This window comes from Micromonospora humida (assembly GCF_016901255.1).
GTDB lineage: Bacteria > Actinomycetota > Actinomycetes > Mycobacteriales > Micromonosporaceae > Micromonospora > Micromonospora wenchangensis.
Map to the genome: position 1 here is coordinate 199,063 of NZ_JAFEUC010000011.1, position 15,028 is coordinate 214,090.

Annotated in this window: 14 protein-coding genes, 1 tRNA gene and 1 pseudogene; 6 read left to right on the forward strand and 10 right to left on the reverse strand. The window is 72.8% G+C overall.

Features of this window, described 5'->3' with window-relative positions:
• Nucleotides 1–5: 5 nt before the first annotated feature.
• Both JQX11_RS22195 and fabG read left to right on the forward strand, forming a co-directional pair.
• Entirely contained in the window at nucleotides 6–1,658 is a 1,653-nt protein-coding gene (locus JQX11_RS22195; protein ID WP_204926890.1) for an alpha-amylase family protein, read from the forward strand.
• Nucleotides 1,659–1,756: 98 nt separating this feature from the next.
• Nucleotides 1,757–2,515: a 3-oxoacyl-ACP reductase FabG gene (gene fabG / locus JQX11_RS22200; RefSeq protein WP_204926891.1), complete on the forward strand. Its 759-nt coding sequence runs from the start codon at nucleotides 1,757–1,759 to the stop codon at nucleotides 2,513–2,515.
• Here fabG and JQX11_RS22205 read toward each other — a convergent pair.
• Both JQX11_RS22205 and JQX11_RS22210 read right to left on the reverse strand, forming a co-directional pair.
• A pseudogene (locus JQX11_RS22205) lies at nucleotides 2,488–2,968 on the reverse strand (hypothetical protein). The gene fabG and the pseudogene JQX11_RS22205 overlap by 28 nt on opposite strands.
• Nucleotides 2,961–3,365 (reverse strand): hypothetical protein, encoded by a 405-nt coding sequence (locus JQX11_RS22210; protein WP_204926896.1) that lies wholly within the window; start codon nucleotides 3,363–3,365, stop codon nucleotides 2,961–2,963. The pseudogene JQX11_RS22205 and the gene JQX11_RS22210 overlap by 8 nt, the downstream one beginning before the upstream one ends.
• A 203-nt stretch (nucleotides 3,366–3,568) precedes the next feature.
• On the opposite strand from JQX11_RS22210, the gene JQX11_RS22215 reads away from it, so the two are divergent.
• Together JQX11_RS22215 and erm are read left to right on the forward strand one after the other, a co-directional pair.
• Entirely contained in the window at nucleotides 3,569–4,474 is a 906-nt protein-coding gene (locus JQX11_RS22215; RefSeq protein WP_204926898.1) for a Gfo/Idh/MocA family protein, read from the forward strand.
• Nucleotides 4,475–5,181: 707 nt separating this feature from the next.
• Nucleotides 5,182–6,006, forward strand: a complete 825-nt coding sequence (erm, locus tag JQX11_RS22220; RefSeq protein ID WP_204926899.1) for an ErmE/ErmH/ErmO/ErmR family 23S rRNA (adenine(2058)-N(6))-methyltransferase — start codon at nucleotides 5,182–5,184, stop codon at nucleotides 6,004–6,006.
• A gap of 26 nt (nucleotides 6,007–6,032) precedes the next feature.
• Here erm and JQX11_RS22225 read toward each other — a convergent pair whose 3' ends face one another.
• Nucleotides 6,033–6,224, reverse strand: coding sequence for a DUF2795 domain-containing protein (locus tag JQX11_RS22225; protein WP_088642812.1), 192 nt, complete (start codon nucleotides 6,222–6,224; stop codon nucleotides 6,033–6,035).
• Between the two features lie 90 nt (nucleotides 6,225–6,314).
• On the opposite strand from JQX11_RS22225, the gene JQX11_RS22230 reads away from it, so the two are divergent.
• The gene (locus tag JQX11_RS22230; RefSeq protein WP_204926900.1) at nucleotides 6,315–7,571 is read left to right on the forward strand and encodes an erythromycin esterase family protein; all 1,257 of its coding nucleotides are present in this window, start codon (nucleotides 6,315–6,317) and stop codon (nucleotides 7,569–7,571) included.
• Nucleotides 7,572–7,672: 101 nt separating this feature from the next.
• Here JQX11_RS22230 and JQX11_RS22235 read toward each other — a convergent pair whose 3' ends face one another.
• The 3 genes from JQX11_RS22235 to JQX11_RS22245 all read right to left on the reverse strand — a co-directional run bounded on the left by JQX11_RS22235 (nucleotide 7,673) and on the right by JQX11_RS22245 (nucleotide 10,887).
• Nucleotides 7,673–9,868 carry an MMPL family transporter gene (locus tag JQX11_RS22235; RefSeq protein ID WP_204926901.1) on the reverse strand — a complete coding sequence of 732 codons (2,196 nt, stop codon included), beginning with the start codon at nucleotides 9,866–9,868 and terminating at the stop codon, nucleotides 7,673–7,675.
• Nucleotides 9,869–9,881: 13 nt separating this feature from the next.
• Nucleotides 9,882–10,469, reverse strand: a complete 588-nt coding sequence (locus JQX11_RS22240) for a TetR/AcrR family transcriptional regulator (protein ID WP_204926902.1) — start codon at nucleotides 10,467–10,469, stop codon at nucleotides 9,882–9,884.
• 85 nt (nucleotides 10,470–10,554) lie between these two features.
• A complete protein-coding gene (locus JQX11_RS22245; RefSeq protein ID WP_232378396.1) occupies nucleotides 10,555–10,887 on the reverse strand; it encodes a winged helix-turn-helix transcriptional regulator in 333 nt (110 codons plus the stop codon).
• A gap of 199 nt (nucleotides 10,888–11,086) precedes the next feature.
• Between JQX11_RS22245 and ligD the strand changes: the two genes are divergently transcribed.
• Nucleotides 11,087–12,046, forward strand: coding sequence for a non-homologous end-joining DNA ligase (gene ligD, locus JQX11_RS22250; RefSeq protein ID WP_204926905.1), 960 nt, complete (start codon nucleotides 11,087–11,089; stop codon nucleotides 12,044–12,046).
• A 222-nt stretch (nucleotides 12,047–12,268) separates the two neighbouring features.
• On the opposite strand, the gene JQX11_RS22255 is transcribed toward ligD, so the two are convergent.
• The 4 genes from JQX11_RS22255 to JQX11_RS22270 all read right to left on the reverse strand — a co-directional run bounded on the left by JQX11_RS22255 (nucleotide 12,269) and on the right by JQX11_RS22270 (nucleotide 14,978).
• Nucleotides 12,269–12,340, reverse strand: a tRNA-Arg gene (locus JQX11_RS22255).
• Between the two features lie 252 nt (nucleotides 12,341–12,592).
• A complete protein-coding gene (locus JQX11_RS22260) occupies nucleotides 12,593–13,303 on the reverse strand; it encodes a winged helix-turn-helix domain-containing protein (RefSeq protein ID WP_204926906.1) in 711 nt (236 codons plus the stop codon).
• 183 nt (nucleotides 13,304–13,486) lie between these two features.
• Nucleotides 13,487–14,152 (reverse strand): DUF305 domain-containing protein, encoded by a 666-nt coding sequence (locus JQX11_RS22265; protein WP_204926907.1) that lies wholly within the window; start codon nucleotides 14,150–14,152, stop codon nucleotides 13,487–13,489.
• A gap of 10 nt (nucleotides 14,153–14,162) precedes the next feature.
• The gene (locus tag JQX11_RS22270) at nucleotides 14,163–14,978 is read right to left on the reverse strand and encodes a thioredoxin-like domain-containing protein (protein WP_204926911.1); all 816 of its coding nucleotides are present in this window, start codon (nucleotides 14,976–14,978) and stop codon (nucleotides 14,163–14,165) included.
• Nucleotides 14,979–15,028 lie beyond the last annotated feature (50 nt).

Here is a 15,028-nt window from a genome sequence, read left to right on the forward strand (position 1 = left end):
CCGGCATGGGTGACAGGTGGTATTCCGAGGCCGTCGTCTACTGCCTCGACGTCGACACGTACGCGGACTCCGACGGTGACGGGGTCGGTGACTTCCGGGGCCTGATCGGCCGGCTCGACTACCTGGCGCGGCTGGGGGTGACCTGCCTCTGGCTCAACCCGATCCATCCCTCGCCCAACCAGGACGACGGATACGACGCGACCGACTTCTACAACGTCGACCCGCGACTGGGGACCCTCGGCGACTTCGCCGAGCTGCTGCACCAGGCACAGAACCGGGGCATCCGGGTCATCATCGACCTGGTGGTCAACCACACCTCCGACCAGCACCCGTGGTTCCAGTCCGCCCGGTCCTCGCCCGACTCGCCGTACCGTGACTGGTACGTCTGGGCCGACCACGAGCCGACGGACCGGCACCAGGGCATGGTGTTCCCGGGCGAGCAGCACGAGACCTGGAGCTACGACCGGACCGCCAAGGCGTGGTACTACCACCGCTTCTACAAGTTCCAGCCGGATCTCAACATCGAGAACCCCAGGGTCCGCGCCGAGATCAAGAAGATCACCTCGTTCTGGCTCCAACTCGGCGTCGCCGGTTTCCGGATGGACGCCGTGCCGTTCATCATCGAGCGGACCGAGCCGGGCAACCCGGACGCGCCGAAGGACTTCGACTTCCTCACCGACCTGCGCCAGCACGTGCAGTGGCGGCGCGGCGACGCGGTGCTGCTGGCCGAGGCGAACGTCGAACCCGACCAGCTCCCGGTCTACTTCGGCGACGGCAGCGGCTCGGGTAACCGCATCCACATGCTCTTCGACTTCATGCTCAACGGCCGGCTGATGCTCGCCCTCGCCCGGGAGGACCCGGAGACGATCATCGACGCGCTGCGCGACACCCCGAAGCTGCCCACCGGCGGCCAGTGGGCGACCTTCCTGCGTAACCACGACGAGATCGACCTGTCCCGGCTCACCGCCGACCAGCGCAACGACGTGCTGGCGAAGTTCGGGCCGGACGAGAACATGCAGCTCTACGGTCGGGGCATCCGGCGGCGGCTCGCCCCGATGCTCGGCAACGACCGCCGGCACATCGAGCTGGCGTACGCGCTCCAGTTCTCGTTGCGCGGCACGCCGGTGCTGCGCTACGGCGAGGAGATCGGGATGGGGGAGAACCTCGCGCTGGACGGGCGGGACGCGATCCGTACCCCGATGCAGTGGTCGTACAAGGAGAACGGCGGTTTCTCCACGGCGGACCCGGAGAAGCTGATCCGCCCGGTGATCGACAAGGGTGACTTCGGCTACCAGCAGGTCAACGTCACCGCCCAACGGGGCGACTCGACGTCGCTGCTGGCCTGGTTCGAGCGGATGATCCGGACGCTGCGGGAGGCCCCGGAGATCGGCTCCGGCTCGACCACGCACATCGACGTGCCGATGCCGGCCGGGGTGCTCGCGCACCGCGCCGACGGCCCCACCGGCACCATGGTCTTCCTGCACAACCTCGGCACCGAGGACGTGGAGGTGGACCTGAGCACCCTGGCCGCCGAGGCGGACCTGCCGATAGACGTCCTCACCGACCGGGGGTACGGCGACGTGGGCAAGCTGGACAGCCTGAAGCTGGGCGGGCACGGCTACCGCTGGATCCGGCTCTGCCGCTCCACCACCTACTGACCGGCGCGTCCGTCGACGTCCCTGCCCGGCAGGGACGTCGACGGACGTCGGGGCGGGTAGGCTCCTCCGATCGAGCCAGAAGTTACCGGGAGGTAGTCATGTCGGAGGAGTCCCGCGTCGCCATCGTCACCGGAGCCGCGCGCGGTATCGGCGCGGCCACCGCCCGGCGGCTGGCCGCCGACGGCATGGCCGTCGCCGTGGTCGACATCGACGAGGCGGCGACCGGGCCGACCGTGGACGCGATCACCGCCGCCGGTGGCCGGGCCCTCGGCGTCGGCGCGGACGTCGCCGACCGGGAGCAGGTCGAGGCCGCCGTCGACCGGGTCGCCACCGAACTGGGCGGGCCGACCGTGCTGGTCAACAACGCCGGGGTGCTGCGGGACAACCTGCTGTTCAAGATGACCGACGCCGACTGGGACACCGTGCTGGGGGTGCACCTGCGCGGTGCGTTCCTGTTCAGCCAGGCCGCCCAGCGGCACATGGTCGAGCAGAAGTACGGCCGGATCGTCAACCTGTCCAGCACCTCGGCGCTGGGCAACCGGGGCCAGGCCAACTACGCGGCGGCCAAGGCCGGCCTGCAGGGCTTCACCAAGACCCTCGCCATCGAGCTGGGGCCGTTCGGGGTGACGGTCAACGCGGTCGCCCCCGGCTTCATCGTCACCGACATGACCGCCGCCACCGCCGCCCGGATGAAGGTCGACTTCGACGACCTCCAGAAGCACGCCGCCGCCGAGATCCCGGTCCGCCGTCCGGGCCGGCCGGAGGACGTCGCGCACACCATCTCGTTCCTGGTCAGCGAGGGCGCGTCCTTCGTCTCCGGCCAGGTCATCTATGTCGCGGGCGGCCCGAAGGACTGACCGGGGCCGGGGCACCCGCGTCGGGAGCCGGCGTCAGGCGTCGGCGGCGGTGCGGGTGCGCCACAGCCAGAGCAGGCCCAGCACGGGCAGCACCAGCGGGATGTAGCCGTACCCGCTGCCGAAGCCGGACCAGACCGTCTCGTCGGGGAACAGTTCGGGGTCGACCAGGCTGAGCACGCCGACCCCGACCACCCCGACCAGCTCCACCGAGCAGCAGGCCAGCGCGACCCGCCGGCCGGTGTGCCCGGCGCGGGCCAGCCCGACCGCCGCCACGATGTAGATCAGCGCGGCCACCGCCGAGAGCAGGTACGCCACCGGCGCCTCGTCGAACTTCGTGGCGATCTGGAGCGCGGCCCGGGAGGTGGCGGCGATGGCGAACAGGATGTAGACGGCGATCAGCAGCCGTCCCGGCCCCGCGTTGGTGGCGCGCCGCGCCGTCCGGGTGTCAGCCACCGACGACCTCCCAGGTCTGTTGCAGCCGGACCACGACCACCGGCAGGACCAGGCAGACCGCGCAGACGATCGCCGACCCCCACCGGGTCGGTTCCATCCGGGCCAGCACCCAGGCCAGCGGGGGCAGGCAGACCAGCGTCACCAGGTAGCCGAAGAACGCGCCCGGCTCGCCCGCCCGCTCACCCCCGACGACGGCGACCAGGGCCAGCACGGTCAGCGCGAGCAGCGCCACCTCCAGCAGGCCCAGCCCGACCGACTGCACCAGGTCCGGCGGGCGGTGCCGGACCGCCGCCACCAGGGCCCACAACGCGAGTACGAGCGACAGCCCGATCGTCACGGTGGCGAGCACCCCGTCCACCGGCGAACCGGCCGACGCCGCGCCGGTCATCGCCGCCATCCGATCGGTGTCTCGGTCACCGGCACAGCCTACTAACCGGCGTAGTAATCACCGTCGTCCCGGTCCCGGGTCGGCGGCCCGGGTCTCCGGGCGGCGGCCCGCCGGTGCGGGTAGGTGGCCCTCGGCTGCGGAAACAGGGGCGGGTGACTAGCGTGGATCACGGCCGCGACGGGCGTGGCCGACGACGAGACCGGGGGTACCCCGTGCTGCGGTTCGGCCTGTTCGGCACCGGTCACTGGGCGGCGCGCACGCACGCCGCCGGGCTGGACGCCCATCCCCGCGCCGAACTGGTGGGGGTCTGGGGACGCGACCCCGAACGGGCCGCCGCGCTGGCCACCCGGCACGGCGTCCCGGCCTTCAACGACGTCGACACGCTGCTCGACGCCTGCGACGCGGTGGCCGTGGCGCTGCCCCCGGACGTGCAGGCCGGGATCGCCGTCCGGGCCGCCACCGCCGGCCGGCACCTGCTGCTGGACAAGCCCCTCGCGCTGAGCCTCGACGAGGCCGACCGGGTGGTCGCCGCCACGCGGTCCGCCGGGGTGGCCTCGGTGGTCTTCTTCACCCAACGCTTCCACCCCAACGTCGACGGCTTCCTCACCGCCACCGCCGCGGCCGGCGGCTGGCAGCACGCCCGGGTCACCCAGTTCGCCTCGATCTACGCCCCCGGCAGCCCGTACGGCGGCTCCCGGTGGCGGCGGGAGCAGGGCGCGCTGTGGGACATCGGCCCGCACGCGCTGTCGATCGTGCTGCCGGTGCTCGGCCGGGTCACCCGGGTCGCCGCGATGGACGGCCCCGGCGGGCTGGTGCACCTGCTGCTCACCCACGACGGAGGTGCGACAAGTGCGCTGTCGCTGACCCTGGACGCGCCGCCGACGGCGCTGACCCGGGACGTCGTCTTCTACGGCGACAACGGCGTCGAGGCCGTACCGCCGGGCGACGGCAACGCGCTGACCGCGTTCGGTACGGCGGTCGACCAACTGCTGGGGCAGGTCGACTCGGGTGACCGGGACCACCGGTGTGACGTCCGGTTCGGCCGGGAGGTGGTGGCGGTCCTGGCGGCTGCGGAGACCGCCCGCGCCGAGGCCCGCACGATCGACCTCCAGCCCTGACCCCTGCCCCTTGCCGCCCCCCGGCGGCATGACGGTGGGCGGGCAAGAGTTGTCCTGTCGAGGTGACCATGGGTCACTGGTTGCCGACATCGGTGATCGCGCGCCGACGGAACGGCTGCTCCCGACCCGCTCACCCGGCCAGGCGTGCGGGCCACTCGGGGCGCGGCGGGGGCTGGCCGGATCGGCGGCCGGCGGGGTCGTGGTGGAACGCCGGAAAAACGCGTTGCGCACCGTGGGGTGTGCGCTAGCGTGGCCGCCATGTGTATGCACGCCCTGATCACCGTGGCCGTCACGTCGGCCGCGCGGGGCCCCCTCCTGGTGGCCCGCCCGCGAGTCCGGCGTCCGGCCCTGGCCGGCCGGGACGCCCACCGCGCCTGACCCGAAGCACCATCCCGGCCTGACCGCCACCGTGGTCTGACCGTCACTGGGGCCTGACCGCCTCCGTGGTCTGACCGCCTCCGTGGTCTGACCGCCATCGTGGCCGGTCACGGTCCGCGTCGCCCGTCCGACCCGCCCGGTCCGACCGGCGACGTCGGCCCCGACCGCGCCCGGTGGCTGTCGGGCCGGGCCACCGGCTGCGCTCTCTTCGCGTCGCGTCCCCGCCGATCTCTCCAGGGCCGTCCGAGTCCCGATCCACTCGGACAGGCCCGGCAGCGTGCTGTGCCTGTCCGTACCGTCGCTGAGCGGCGACAGACAGGACGAGCCCCGTGGCGCCCCGCCCCGACCGCACCACCGCACGCGACCGGTCCCGTCGCGTACTGTCGCAGAACTTCCTCGCCGACCCGGCCGCCGTGAGCCGGATGGTCCGGGCGGCCCGTAGCGGCCCGGACGACCTGCTGCTGGAGGTGGGTGCCGGCCGTGGCCAGCTCACCCGGCCACTGGCCCAACGGTGCGGCCGGCTGATCGCCTACGAGGTCGACCCGGCCGTCATCCCCGCCCTGGCGGCGGTGTGCGCGACGCTGCCGCACGTGCGGCACCGGCAGGCCGACTTCCTGACCGCCGCGCCACCCGACGAACCGTTCGCCGTCGTCGGCAACGTTCCCTGGTCGCTGACCGCCGCGGTGGTCCGCTGGTGCCTCGCCGCGCCCCGGTTGCGCGCGGCCACCCTGCTCACCCAGTGGGAGTACGCCCGCAAGCGGACCGGTGACCTCGGCCGGTGGAGCCGGCTGACCGTTCTGACCTGGCCGGAGTACCACTGGCGGCTGTCCGGCCGGGTGGCCCGCACCGCGTTCCGCCCGGTGCCCGCCGTCGACGGGGGCATCCTGCGGATCGAACGCCGGCCGGCGGCGCTGCTGGACCCGGCCGGGCTGCCCGCGTACCGGAAGATGGTGGAGCTGGGGTTCGGCGGGGCGGGCGGGTCGCTCGCGGCCTCGCTGCGCGCGGCGCATCCGGGCCGGCGGGTCGACGGCGCGCTGCGGGCGGCGCGGCTCGACCCGGCGACCCCGGTCGGCCTGGTCTGGCCGGAACAGTGGCTGGTGCTGTTCCGGTTGCTGCACGCTCCCACGGGCCGCGCCGGTGGCCGGCGGTGGTGACCGGTCGGTGGGGTCAGGCGGGCGGCTCAGGCGAGCGTGCCGAGGGCCTCGTGCAGCTCGGCCGGGTCGTCGAACTGCCCGGCGGGCAGCGCCCGCAGCATCTGGAGCAGTTCGGTGCCGGCGCCGTTCTCCTGACCCCAGCGGACCAGGTCCTCGCGGGAGACCGGGTAGTCGAGCCCGGCCAGGTACTCCTGCAACTGCATCCCGGTGACGGTCATGCCGCCGGCTACCCGTTCCACCCGCCGCCACACCGCCCACCGCGCACCGGGCGGCGGTTTGTCGGCCGACCCTGCCGGGTAGCCCCGCCCATGCTGGTACAGCGGCTCGGTACGCCGAGCGACTTCGACCCGCTGCTGGAGCGCGCCCGGGACGCCCGGGTGGTGATGATCGGCGAGGCGACGCACGGCAGTCACGACTACTACCGGTTGCGTGAGCAGCTCACCCGAAGGCTCATCGCCGAGCAGGGGTTCGACTTCGTGGCGGTGGAGGGCGACTGGCCGGACTGCGACCGGGTGCACCGCTCGGTGGTGGGCGCGCCCGGCGGCGCGCAGGACCCGCGTACCGCGCTGGGCCGGTTCACCCGCTGGCCCACCTGGATGTGGGCCAACGCCGAGGTGGACCGGTTCTGCCGCTGGCTGCGGGCGTGGAACCTGGAGCGCCCGGAGCGGGAACGGGCCGGTTTCCACGGGCTCGACGTCTACAGCCTGTGGGAGTCCATGCAGGCCATCTTCGACTACCTCGGCGAGGAGGACCCGAAGTCGATGGAGGCGGCGCAGGACGCCTACCGGTGCTTCGAGCCGTACGGCCGGCGGGTCGAGGAGTACGGCGCGGCCAGCCGGTTCGTCTCGGCCCGCTGCGAGGAGGAGGTGATCCGGCTGTTGGCGCGTACCCGGGCACACGTCGCCTCGGACGGCCCGGACGCCTTCGCGGCCTGGCAGAACGCGGAGGTGGTGGCCGGCGCGGAGCGGTACTACCGGGCGATGGTGCACGGCGGGCCGGATTCCTGGAACGTGCGCGACATCCACATGGCCGACACCCTGGACCGGCTGCTCACCCGGTACGGCCCGGGGTCACGGGGGATCGTCTGGGCGCACAACACCCACATCGGGGACGCCCGCGCCACCGACATGGCCGGCGACGGGATGGTCAACATCGGTCAGCTCGCCCGGGAACGCCTCGGCCGGGACGCGGTGACGCTGATCGGCTTCGGCGGCTACCGGGGCACCGTGGTCGCCGCCCCGCACTGGGGTTCACCGGCCGAGGTGATGGCGGTGCCGCCGGCCCGGGAGGGCTCGGTGGAGTGGCGGCTGCACGAACTGCTGCCGGAGCGGGCGGTGCTCGTCTTCGGCGGCCCCGACCAGCCCGACTGGGTCACCGGCACCGTCGAGCACCGGGCCATCGGGGTGGTCTACGACCCGACCTTCGAGCGCTGGGGCAACTACGTGCCGAGCCGGCTGGCCGACCGCTACGACGCCCTCGTCTGGTGCGACGAGTCCACCGCCCTGCACCCCCTACCCACCCACACCACCACCGGCGAACTGGAAACCTACCCCGCCGGCGTGTAACCCCGTCCCCCCGTCTCCTGCGTGGATCATGGAGTTGTGGTGCCCGGTCCGAGGGTGTTCCTCCCGTTCCGTCCGGCACCACAACTCCATGATCGGCAGGGTCAGGCGTTGACCGGCTCCTTGTCGAGGTGGGCGCGGAGGCCTTCGCCCTCGATGTCGACGTTGGGCAGGGCCCGGTCGAGCCAGCGGGGGAGCCACCACGCCCTGGCGTTCAGCAGGGACATCACGGCGGGAACGATGGTCATCCGCACCACGAAGGCGTCGATGGCGACCCCGACGGCGAGCGCGAAGCCCATCGACTTGATCACCGGGTCGTCGAGGAAGACGAAGCCGCCGAAGACCGACATCATGATCAGCGCGGCGGCGGTGACCACCCGGGCCCCGTGCCCCATCCCGTTGATGGTGGCCTGCCGGGCCGTGTCCCCGTGCACGAAGTCCTCCCGCATCCGGGAGACCAGGAAGACCTCGTAGTCCATGGCCAGGCCGAACAGGATGCCGATCAGCAGGATCGGCAGGAAGCTGATCAGCGGGGCCGGGCTGTCCAGGCCGACCAGCCTGGCGAGGTGACCCTGCTGGAACACCGCGACGGTGATGCCGAAGGTGGCGGCCACCGTGAGCAGGAAGCCCAGCGCGGCCTTCACCGGCACCAGGATCGACCGGAAGACCAGCATCAGCAGCAGGATCGACAGCCCCACCACGAGCAGCAGGTAGACCGGCATCGCGTCGGAAAGCTTCTCGGACACGTCGATGCCGATCGCGGTGACGCCGGTCAGCAGCACCTCGGCGTTGCCGATCGAGCCCACCCGGTCCCGGATGTCGTGCACCAGCGTCTCGGTGGCCGCATCGGTCGGCCCGCTCTTCGGGATCACCCCGATCAGCGCGGTCCGCCCGGACGGGTCGAGCTGCGGCGGGGCCACCGCCAACACCCCGTCCGTACGCTGGACCAGCGCGGCGACCTGCGGCACGGCCGCGGCGGTGTCCTGCGGGGAGTCCGAGGTGACCACCACGGCGAGCCGGCCGGTGAAGCCCGGACCGAAGCCCTCCCGGATCAGGTCGGCGCTGGTGCGGGCCGGACTGCCCACCGGGGCGGTGCTGGCGTCCGGCAGGGCGATCCGCATGTCCTGCGCCGGCAGGGCGAGCAGCCCGAGACCGAGCAGGCCGACCAGGATCACCGGGATGCGCAGCCGGGTCACCCACTGCGCCCAGCGGAACCCGAAGCCGGAACGGTCCTCGGCGGCCGGCACGGCGTCGACGGTGTCGGTGGCCTCGGCCGCCGGGGTGACGTTGCGCAGCTTGCGGGGCAGCACCCGGCGGCCGGCGAAGCCGAGCAGCGCCGGGGCGAGGGTGATCGCCACCAGCACCGCCACGCTGACCGTGCCGGCGGCGGCCAGACCCATCACGGTGAGGAACGGGATACCGACCACGGCGAGGCCGGCGAGCGCGATGACCACGGTGGCGCCGGCGAAGAGCACGGCGGAACCGGCGGTGCCGACGGCCCGTCCGACAGCCTCCTCCGGGGTGAGCCCTTCGAGCAGGTGCTGCCGGTGCCGGGAGGTGATGAACAGCGAGTAGTCGATGCCGACCGCCAGGCCGAGCATCAGGGCCAGGATGGGCGCGGTGCTGGTCAGCTCGACCACGCTGCTGAGCGCGAACAGGCCGGCCATGCCGACCCCGACGCCGATCAGCGCGTTCAGCATGGTCATCCCGGCCGCGACCAGCGACCCGAACGTGATGATCAGGACGATCGCGGCGACGAGCACGCCGAGCGCCTCGGTCGACCCGACCTCCGGCTCCGCGTTGAGCACCTCACCGCCGGGGGCGATCTGCCACCCCTGGGCCTCGGCCTGCGCGCCGACCTTCTCGTACGCCGCCCGCTGGTCGTCGGTGACGTCGTCCGCGCCGGTGGCGAACTGCACCTGGATCAGCGCGTAGCGGCCGTTGGGGGTGATCGCCTGTGACTGGTACGGGTCGACCGCGCCGATGACGCCGGGCAGGGTGGCCGCCTCCTGGACGACCCCCTTCACCACGGCCTGCCCGTCCGGGGTGGTCAACTGGCCGTCGGCGGGTGCCTTCACCGCGATGGTGCCGGTGGCGCCGCTGGCTGCCGGGAACCGCTCGGCGAGCAGGTCCAACGCCTGCTGCGACTCGGTGCCGGGCATGGTGAAGTTGCTGGCCGTCGGGCCCTTCAGGGTGGCGGCGGCGATGCCGAGGCCGACGAGTACGACGAGCCATACGGCGACGACGAGTCGCCGGCGGCGCAACGATGCCCGGCCTAGCCGGTACAGCAGGGTCGCCATCAGATCCTTGTCCTCAATCCTGGTGTTGGTGGTCGAGAGGTGGCCGTGGTGGCGGCGGTGTGGGGGTGACGAGCACCCGCTGGGCGACGGCCAGCAGGGCGGGACGCAGTTCCTCGTCGGAGATGTCGGCGAACGCGCCGCACCCCTCGGCGATGCCGGCGAGCAGCACCAGCGCGGCGACCCGCGCGTCCTGCCCGCCGTCGGGGCCGGTCATCGCCTCGATCAGCCGCTCGGAGATCCGCTGGATGTGGGCGAAGGCCGGTTGGGCGAGCAGTTCCGGGAACTCCCCGCGCAGCAGCGCGATCTCACCCCGGAACCGCACCGCGAGGTCGACGAAGCCCTCCGCCGCCACGCGTTGCGCGGCCGCGCCGGTCAGCGCCGAGATCCGCTCGTCCAGCTCACAGAGGACCGCGATCGGTCCTGCCATCAGCTCGGCGAGCAGGGCTTCCTTGCCCGCGAAGTGGTAGAGCACCGCCGCCTTGGAACAGCCCACCTCGCGGGCGATGTCCTGCAACGAGGTGCCCTTGTAGCCGGTCACCGCGAACCGCCGGGCCGCTGCGGCGAGGATCTCGCCGTGCGTGCGGGGGGTACGTCGGATCATGCGTTCCAGCATGCCTGACCGATCGGTCAGACCCTGACCGATCGGTCAGAGCAAGTCGGTGGCGTTCGCCACAGCGCGGTGCCGCTCACCCCCGGCCGTGCTCCCGGTCGTACGCCGCCCGCGCCTCGCTGATCGCCGCCCGGTGCCGGTCCGCCCAGGCGGTCAGCGCCCGCAACGGCTCGTACAGCTCCAACGCCATCGGGGTGGCCCGGTACTCGACCCTCGGCGGCACGCCCGGATGCACCCGACGGTGCAACAGGCCATCCCGCTCCAGGTTACGCAGGGTCAACGTGAGCATCCGGCGGCTGATCCCCTCGACCTGCCGGGTCAACTCCGAGAAGCGGACCGGGCCGGGGGAGGCGGCCAGCAGGATGCCGATCGCCCACTTGCCGCCCACCCGGTCCAGCGCCTCCCGCAGGGTGCAGTCGCCGTCCCGCCCGCCACCGGCGCACTCGTCGTCGTCCTGCTGCCCGCCGGTGCGGCCGTCGCTGTGTTCCCGGGACACGAGGGCTCTCCTTCCGCCGGTGTCATGGTCACAGACGGACACCTCGACGACGGGACCGGCCGTCGACCGTGTCGGGGTTGCGCCGGGCCGGCACGGCCGGGAGGGTGGGCGGATGGGTGGGGCGGAGGAGACGCGGGACGGGGTCGACCTGACCAATCTGGGCCAGCCGCTGCTCGCCGGGAGCGACCTGACCAAGCGGGACCTGGTCGACTACCTCGACGCCGTACACGAGCGCATCCTGCCCGGCCTGCACGACCGGCCGCTGTCGGTGGTCCGGCTGCTGCGCGGGCAGGAGCCGTTCATGCAGAAGAACCTGCCGAAATACACCCCCGACTGGGTACGCCGCACCGCGATCTGGGCCGAGACCTCGCACCGCCAGGTGTCGTACGCGCTCTGCGACGACCGGCGCACCCTGCTCTGGTTCGCCAACCAGCGGGCGATCGAGTACCACCCGACGCTGGTCACCGCGACCCGCCCCGGGCAGCCCACCCACCTCGTGCTCGACCTCGACCCGCCCGAGGGGGACGTCTTCCCCACGGTGGCCCGGGTCGCCGGGGCGGTCCGCCGGGCGCTGGCCGACGTCGGGCTGGCCGGAGCGGTGAAGACCAGCGGGGCCAAGGGGCTGCACGTCTTCGTACCGGTGCACCCGGACAGCACCGCCGAGGAGGTGGCCGCCGCGACCCGGGCGCTCGCCGTACACACCGAGCGTCTCGACCCGCAGGCGGCGACCACCGCCTTCATCCGGGAGGACCGGGGCGGCCGGGTCTTCGTCGACCCCACCCGGGCCGGCGGGGCGACGGTGGTCGCCGCGTACAGCCCCCGGATGCGCCCCGGGCTGCCGGTCTCCTTCCCGGTGGCCTGGGACGACCTCGACCGGGTCACCCCCGGCGACTTCACCGTGCGGACCGTTCCGGCGATGCTCGGCGACCGGGACCCGTGGGCCGGGGCGATGCCTGCGCCGCAGCGGCTGCCCGCCGACCTGGTGGCCGAGGGACGGACCATCCCGGTGCCCCGGGTGCAGGCCATGCACGAGGGAAAACGCCGCGCCAGAGCCCGCCGCGAAGCCCCCTGACCGGCCGTCGCCCGCCCGGCCGGGTGGTGATCGACTCCTGTGGGCCGATGGAGCGGCATCATCGAGCCGGGACAGCGCCACGGGGGCGATACTGCGTGGATCGTCGCGGTGACCCGGACGCCCGCCCGGGTCGTTGACGGCCGGACACACGACGAAGGCCGCTGATCGGGTTTCCCCTGGTCAGCGGCCTTCTCGTGCTGGTCGCGGCTTCCTTAGCAAGTGTGCCCCCGGCAGGATTCGAACCTGCGCCCCCGCCTCCGGAGGGCGGTGCTCTATCCCCTGAGCTACGGGGGCTCAGCGACCTGAGAAGAGTAGCAAACCCCTCCGGGATCACCGAATCGCCACCCGGCCCCCACCGGCGCACCCCGCTGACCTGCGTGATCATGGTGGCGGGCCGGGGTCGACCGCGACGGCCGTCGGCGGTGGAACGTCGCCGGCGGCCGGGCCTGGCGGATCGGCCACCGGCCGGGCGAGGCGGATCGGCCACCGCCACCGGGCCGGGCGGATCGAGACCGGTGGTCGATGGCCGGCTGGCCGGTCAGGCGGTCAGGCGGTCAGGCGGTCAGGCGGTGCCAGGGTGCGCCCGCAGCTCGGCAGCGGGTGCAGGACGATGCGCCGGGGCAGCCGGCGGGGCCACTCGTTGCGGGGCCAGGAGCCGTCCACGATCAGGTGCACCGGGTGCTGGTCGGCGCCGCTGAGCCGGAGCACGAAGTCGCGGGGCAGTGGCGGGTCCACGCTCGGCGTGGTGACCATGAACCGGACCCGGCCCCGGGAGGACACCGCCGAGATCACCTCGGCGGCGGGCATGGTGCCGAGCAGGCGTACCCGGCCGATCCAGTAGACCTCCGCGTCGTGTTCCTGGGCGGCCCGGGTGATGGCCGGGTACTCGCCGCGCACCCAGCGCTCGACCGCACCGACGCAGAGCCCGCAGGCCCGCTCGCGCGGTTCCCGGGGACCCAGCCCCCAGGCCCGCAGGTACGCCCCGACGGTGCCGGTGTCCATGGTGAGGTCGAAGCGGCGCTGGATCAGCGCGGCGAGGCTCTGGCGTGTCCAGAGTTCCTCGTCCAGCCCGAACCCGTCGGGGTGGACGCCGCGCAGTACGTCGATCAGTTCGAGTTCCTGTTGCCGGCTGAGCGCTCCCGACTCGCCCTGCCGGTGTCCGCGACGGGCGGCTGCCACCGCTCCGTCACCGCCGATGGTGTGGCGTCGGCACCAGCTGGTGACCGAGCGCCGCGCGTCTCTGAGTGCAACCCCCACGTCCTACGCAACGAGCACTAATCGCAACTGGTCACGATATGTGGGTAGAAACCTCTCGTAGGGGCTCAAAGGTGCGCAGCGTGCTAAAGATGCAAATCGCCCATAACCTGTCATCGGGGTCGAAGACCGCGAAGGCCCGCGTCCGCCTGGGCGGTACGCGGGCCTTCAGGAAGGTCGGGCGGGTCAGCCGCCCAGGCGCTTCAACGCGTTCTGCAGGTTGGTCAGGTCGGTCTGCTGGGTGTTCTTCATGATCTGGGCGACCTTGAGGACGTCATCGTCGCTGCCGGCGTCGAGGATGCCCTGGATCATGTGGATGCCGCCGAGGTGATGCTTGATCATCATCTGGAGGAAGAGGACGTCCAGCTCGCGCCCCTGGGCGACACGCAGCTTGGCCATCTCCTCCGGCGTCGCCATGCCGGGCATCAGGCCGTTCTCGACCGTGGCCCCGTCGGGCATCCAGGCCATCCGGGGCTCGCTGCCGGTCGGGTCGAGCCCCCACGACCGCAGCCAGGTCTGCATGGTGCCGATCTCGCCCTGCTGGCCGGTGGCGATGTCGCCGCCGATCTGCCGTACCTCGGGGTCGGTGCCCCGGTCGAAGGCGATCAGCCCCATCTCGACCGCCTGGGCGTGGTGGGTGCTCATGTCCCGGGCGAAGCCGGCCTCCGCCGAGCTGTCGCCCGGCCGGGTCAACGTCGGGGTGAGCAGTCCGCCGGCGTACCCGAGGAGGAGGCCGACCACGACGGCGGCGGCCAGCGCGAGCACGCCGTAACGGCCGGCGGGCCGCCGGTCACCTGAGGAGGTGACCGGGGGCTCGACGGGCGGCGTGTCGGTCGTCGCGGGAGCGGTCATCGCCACGTCCTCACTGGGTGGGCTGCTGCTGTTGCTGCGGGAGGTTGTCGCGCGGGGCGGTGCCGGTGGCCGTGATGCCCTGACCGCAGTTGGCGTTCGGGCCCTCGACCGAGGCGTTCACCCGCAGGGTCTTGATGAACTCGTCGATCCGACTGTCGTCGGCGTTGTCGACCTTGAGCTGGTAGCCCCACGCCTGGAGCGAGATCGGCTTGTCCAGCCCCTCGAACGGGCTGAGCATGGCCTTCTCGACGCCCTGCACCTTGCTGCGGAGCTTGCTGACCTGGTCGGCCGGCAGGTCGGGGCGGTAGGTGATCCACACCGTGCCGTGCTCCAGGCTGTGCACCGCGTGCTCGTTGGCGATCGGGGCGTCGTAGACGTCACCCATGCAGTTCTGCCAGGCCGGGTTGTGCGGGCCGGCCACCGGCGGGAGCACGTCGTACTTGATCGCGCCCTGCTGGTGCTGGCCACCCTGGACGAGCTTGGGGTCCTTGTCCCGGAAGTCGACGATGCCGTCGATGTCGGCGGCCCGCTGCTCCCACGACTTCGAACCCTGGAAGGCCGCGTACGCGCCGTAGCCGATGATCGAGACGGCGAGCACGCCCACGGCGACGAACAGGGCGATCGGGCCCCAGGACCGGCCCTGGCTCACCTTCACCGGCGTGATCGGCTTGCGGGGGCCCTTACCGCCCGAGGTCTGCCGGGGCGCGCCCGCGGACTTGCCGCCCCCGGGCTTGGCGTCGGCCGCGGGCCGGCCGGCCGCCGGCTTCTTACCGGTGCTGACCACGGTCGGACGGCGCTGCGGGCCGCCCGGGGTGCTGATGCTCATCGTGCCTCGTCAGGTCGGTCGGTCAGGGGATCTGGCGGGCCGGGTGACGC

Excerpts from the sequence above, each read along its gene's own strand:
- JQX11_RS22195 (WP_204926890.1), top strand. The coding sequence starts at position 6 with ATGGGTGACAGGTGGTATTCCGAGGCCGTCGTCTACTGCCTCGACGTC.
- fabG (WP_204926891.1), top strand. The coding sequence starts at position 1,757 with ATGTCGGAGGAGTCCCGCGTCGCCATCGTCACCGGAGCCGCGCGCGGT.
- JQX11_RS22210 (WP_204926896.1), bottom strand. The coding sequence starts at position 3,365 with ATGGCGGCGATGACCGGCGCGGCGTCGGCCGGTTCGCCGGTGGACGGG.
- JQX11_RS22225 (WP_088642812.1), bottom strand. The coding sequence starts at position 6,224 with ATGACCGTCACCGGGATGCAGTTGCAGGAGTACCTGGCCGGGCTCGAC.
- JQX11_RS22230 (WP_204926900.1), top strand. The coding sequence starts at position 6,315 with ATGCTGGTACAGCGGCTCGGTACGCCGAGCGACTTCGACCCGCTGCTG.
- JQX11_RS22235 (WP_204926901.1), bottom strand. The coding sequence starts at position 9,868 with ATGGCGACCCTGCTGTACCGGCTAGGCCGGGCATCGTTGCGCCGCCGG.
- JQX11_RS22240 (WP_204926902.1), bottom strand. The coding sequence starts at position 10,469 with ATGATCCGACGTACCCCCCGCACGCACGGCGAGATCCTCGCCGCAGCG.
- ligD (WP_204926905.1), top strand. The coding sequence starts at position 11,087 with ATGGGTGGGGCGGAGGAGACGCGGGACGGGGTCGACCTGACCAATCTG.
- JQX11_RS22265 (WP_204926907.1), bottom strand. The coding sequence starts at position 14,152 with ATGACCGCTCCCGCGACGACCGACACGCCGCCCGTCGAGCCCCCGGTC.
- JQX11_RS22270 (WP_204926911.1), bottom strand. The coding sequence starts at position 14,978 with ATGAGCATCAGCACCCCGGGCGGCCCGCAGCGCCGTCCGACCGTGGTC.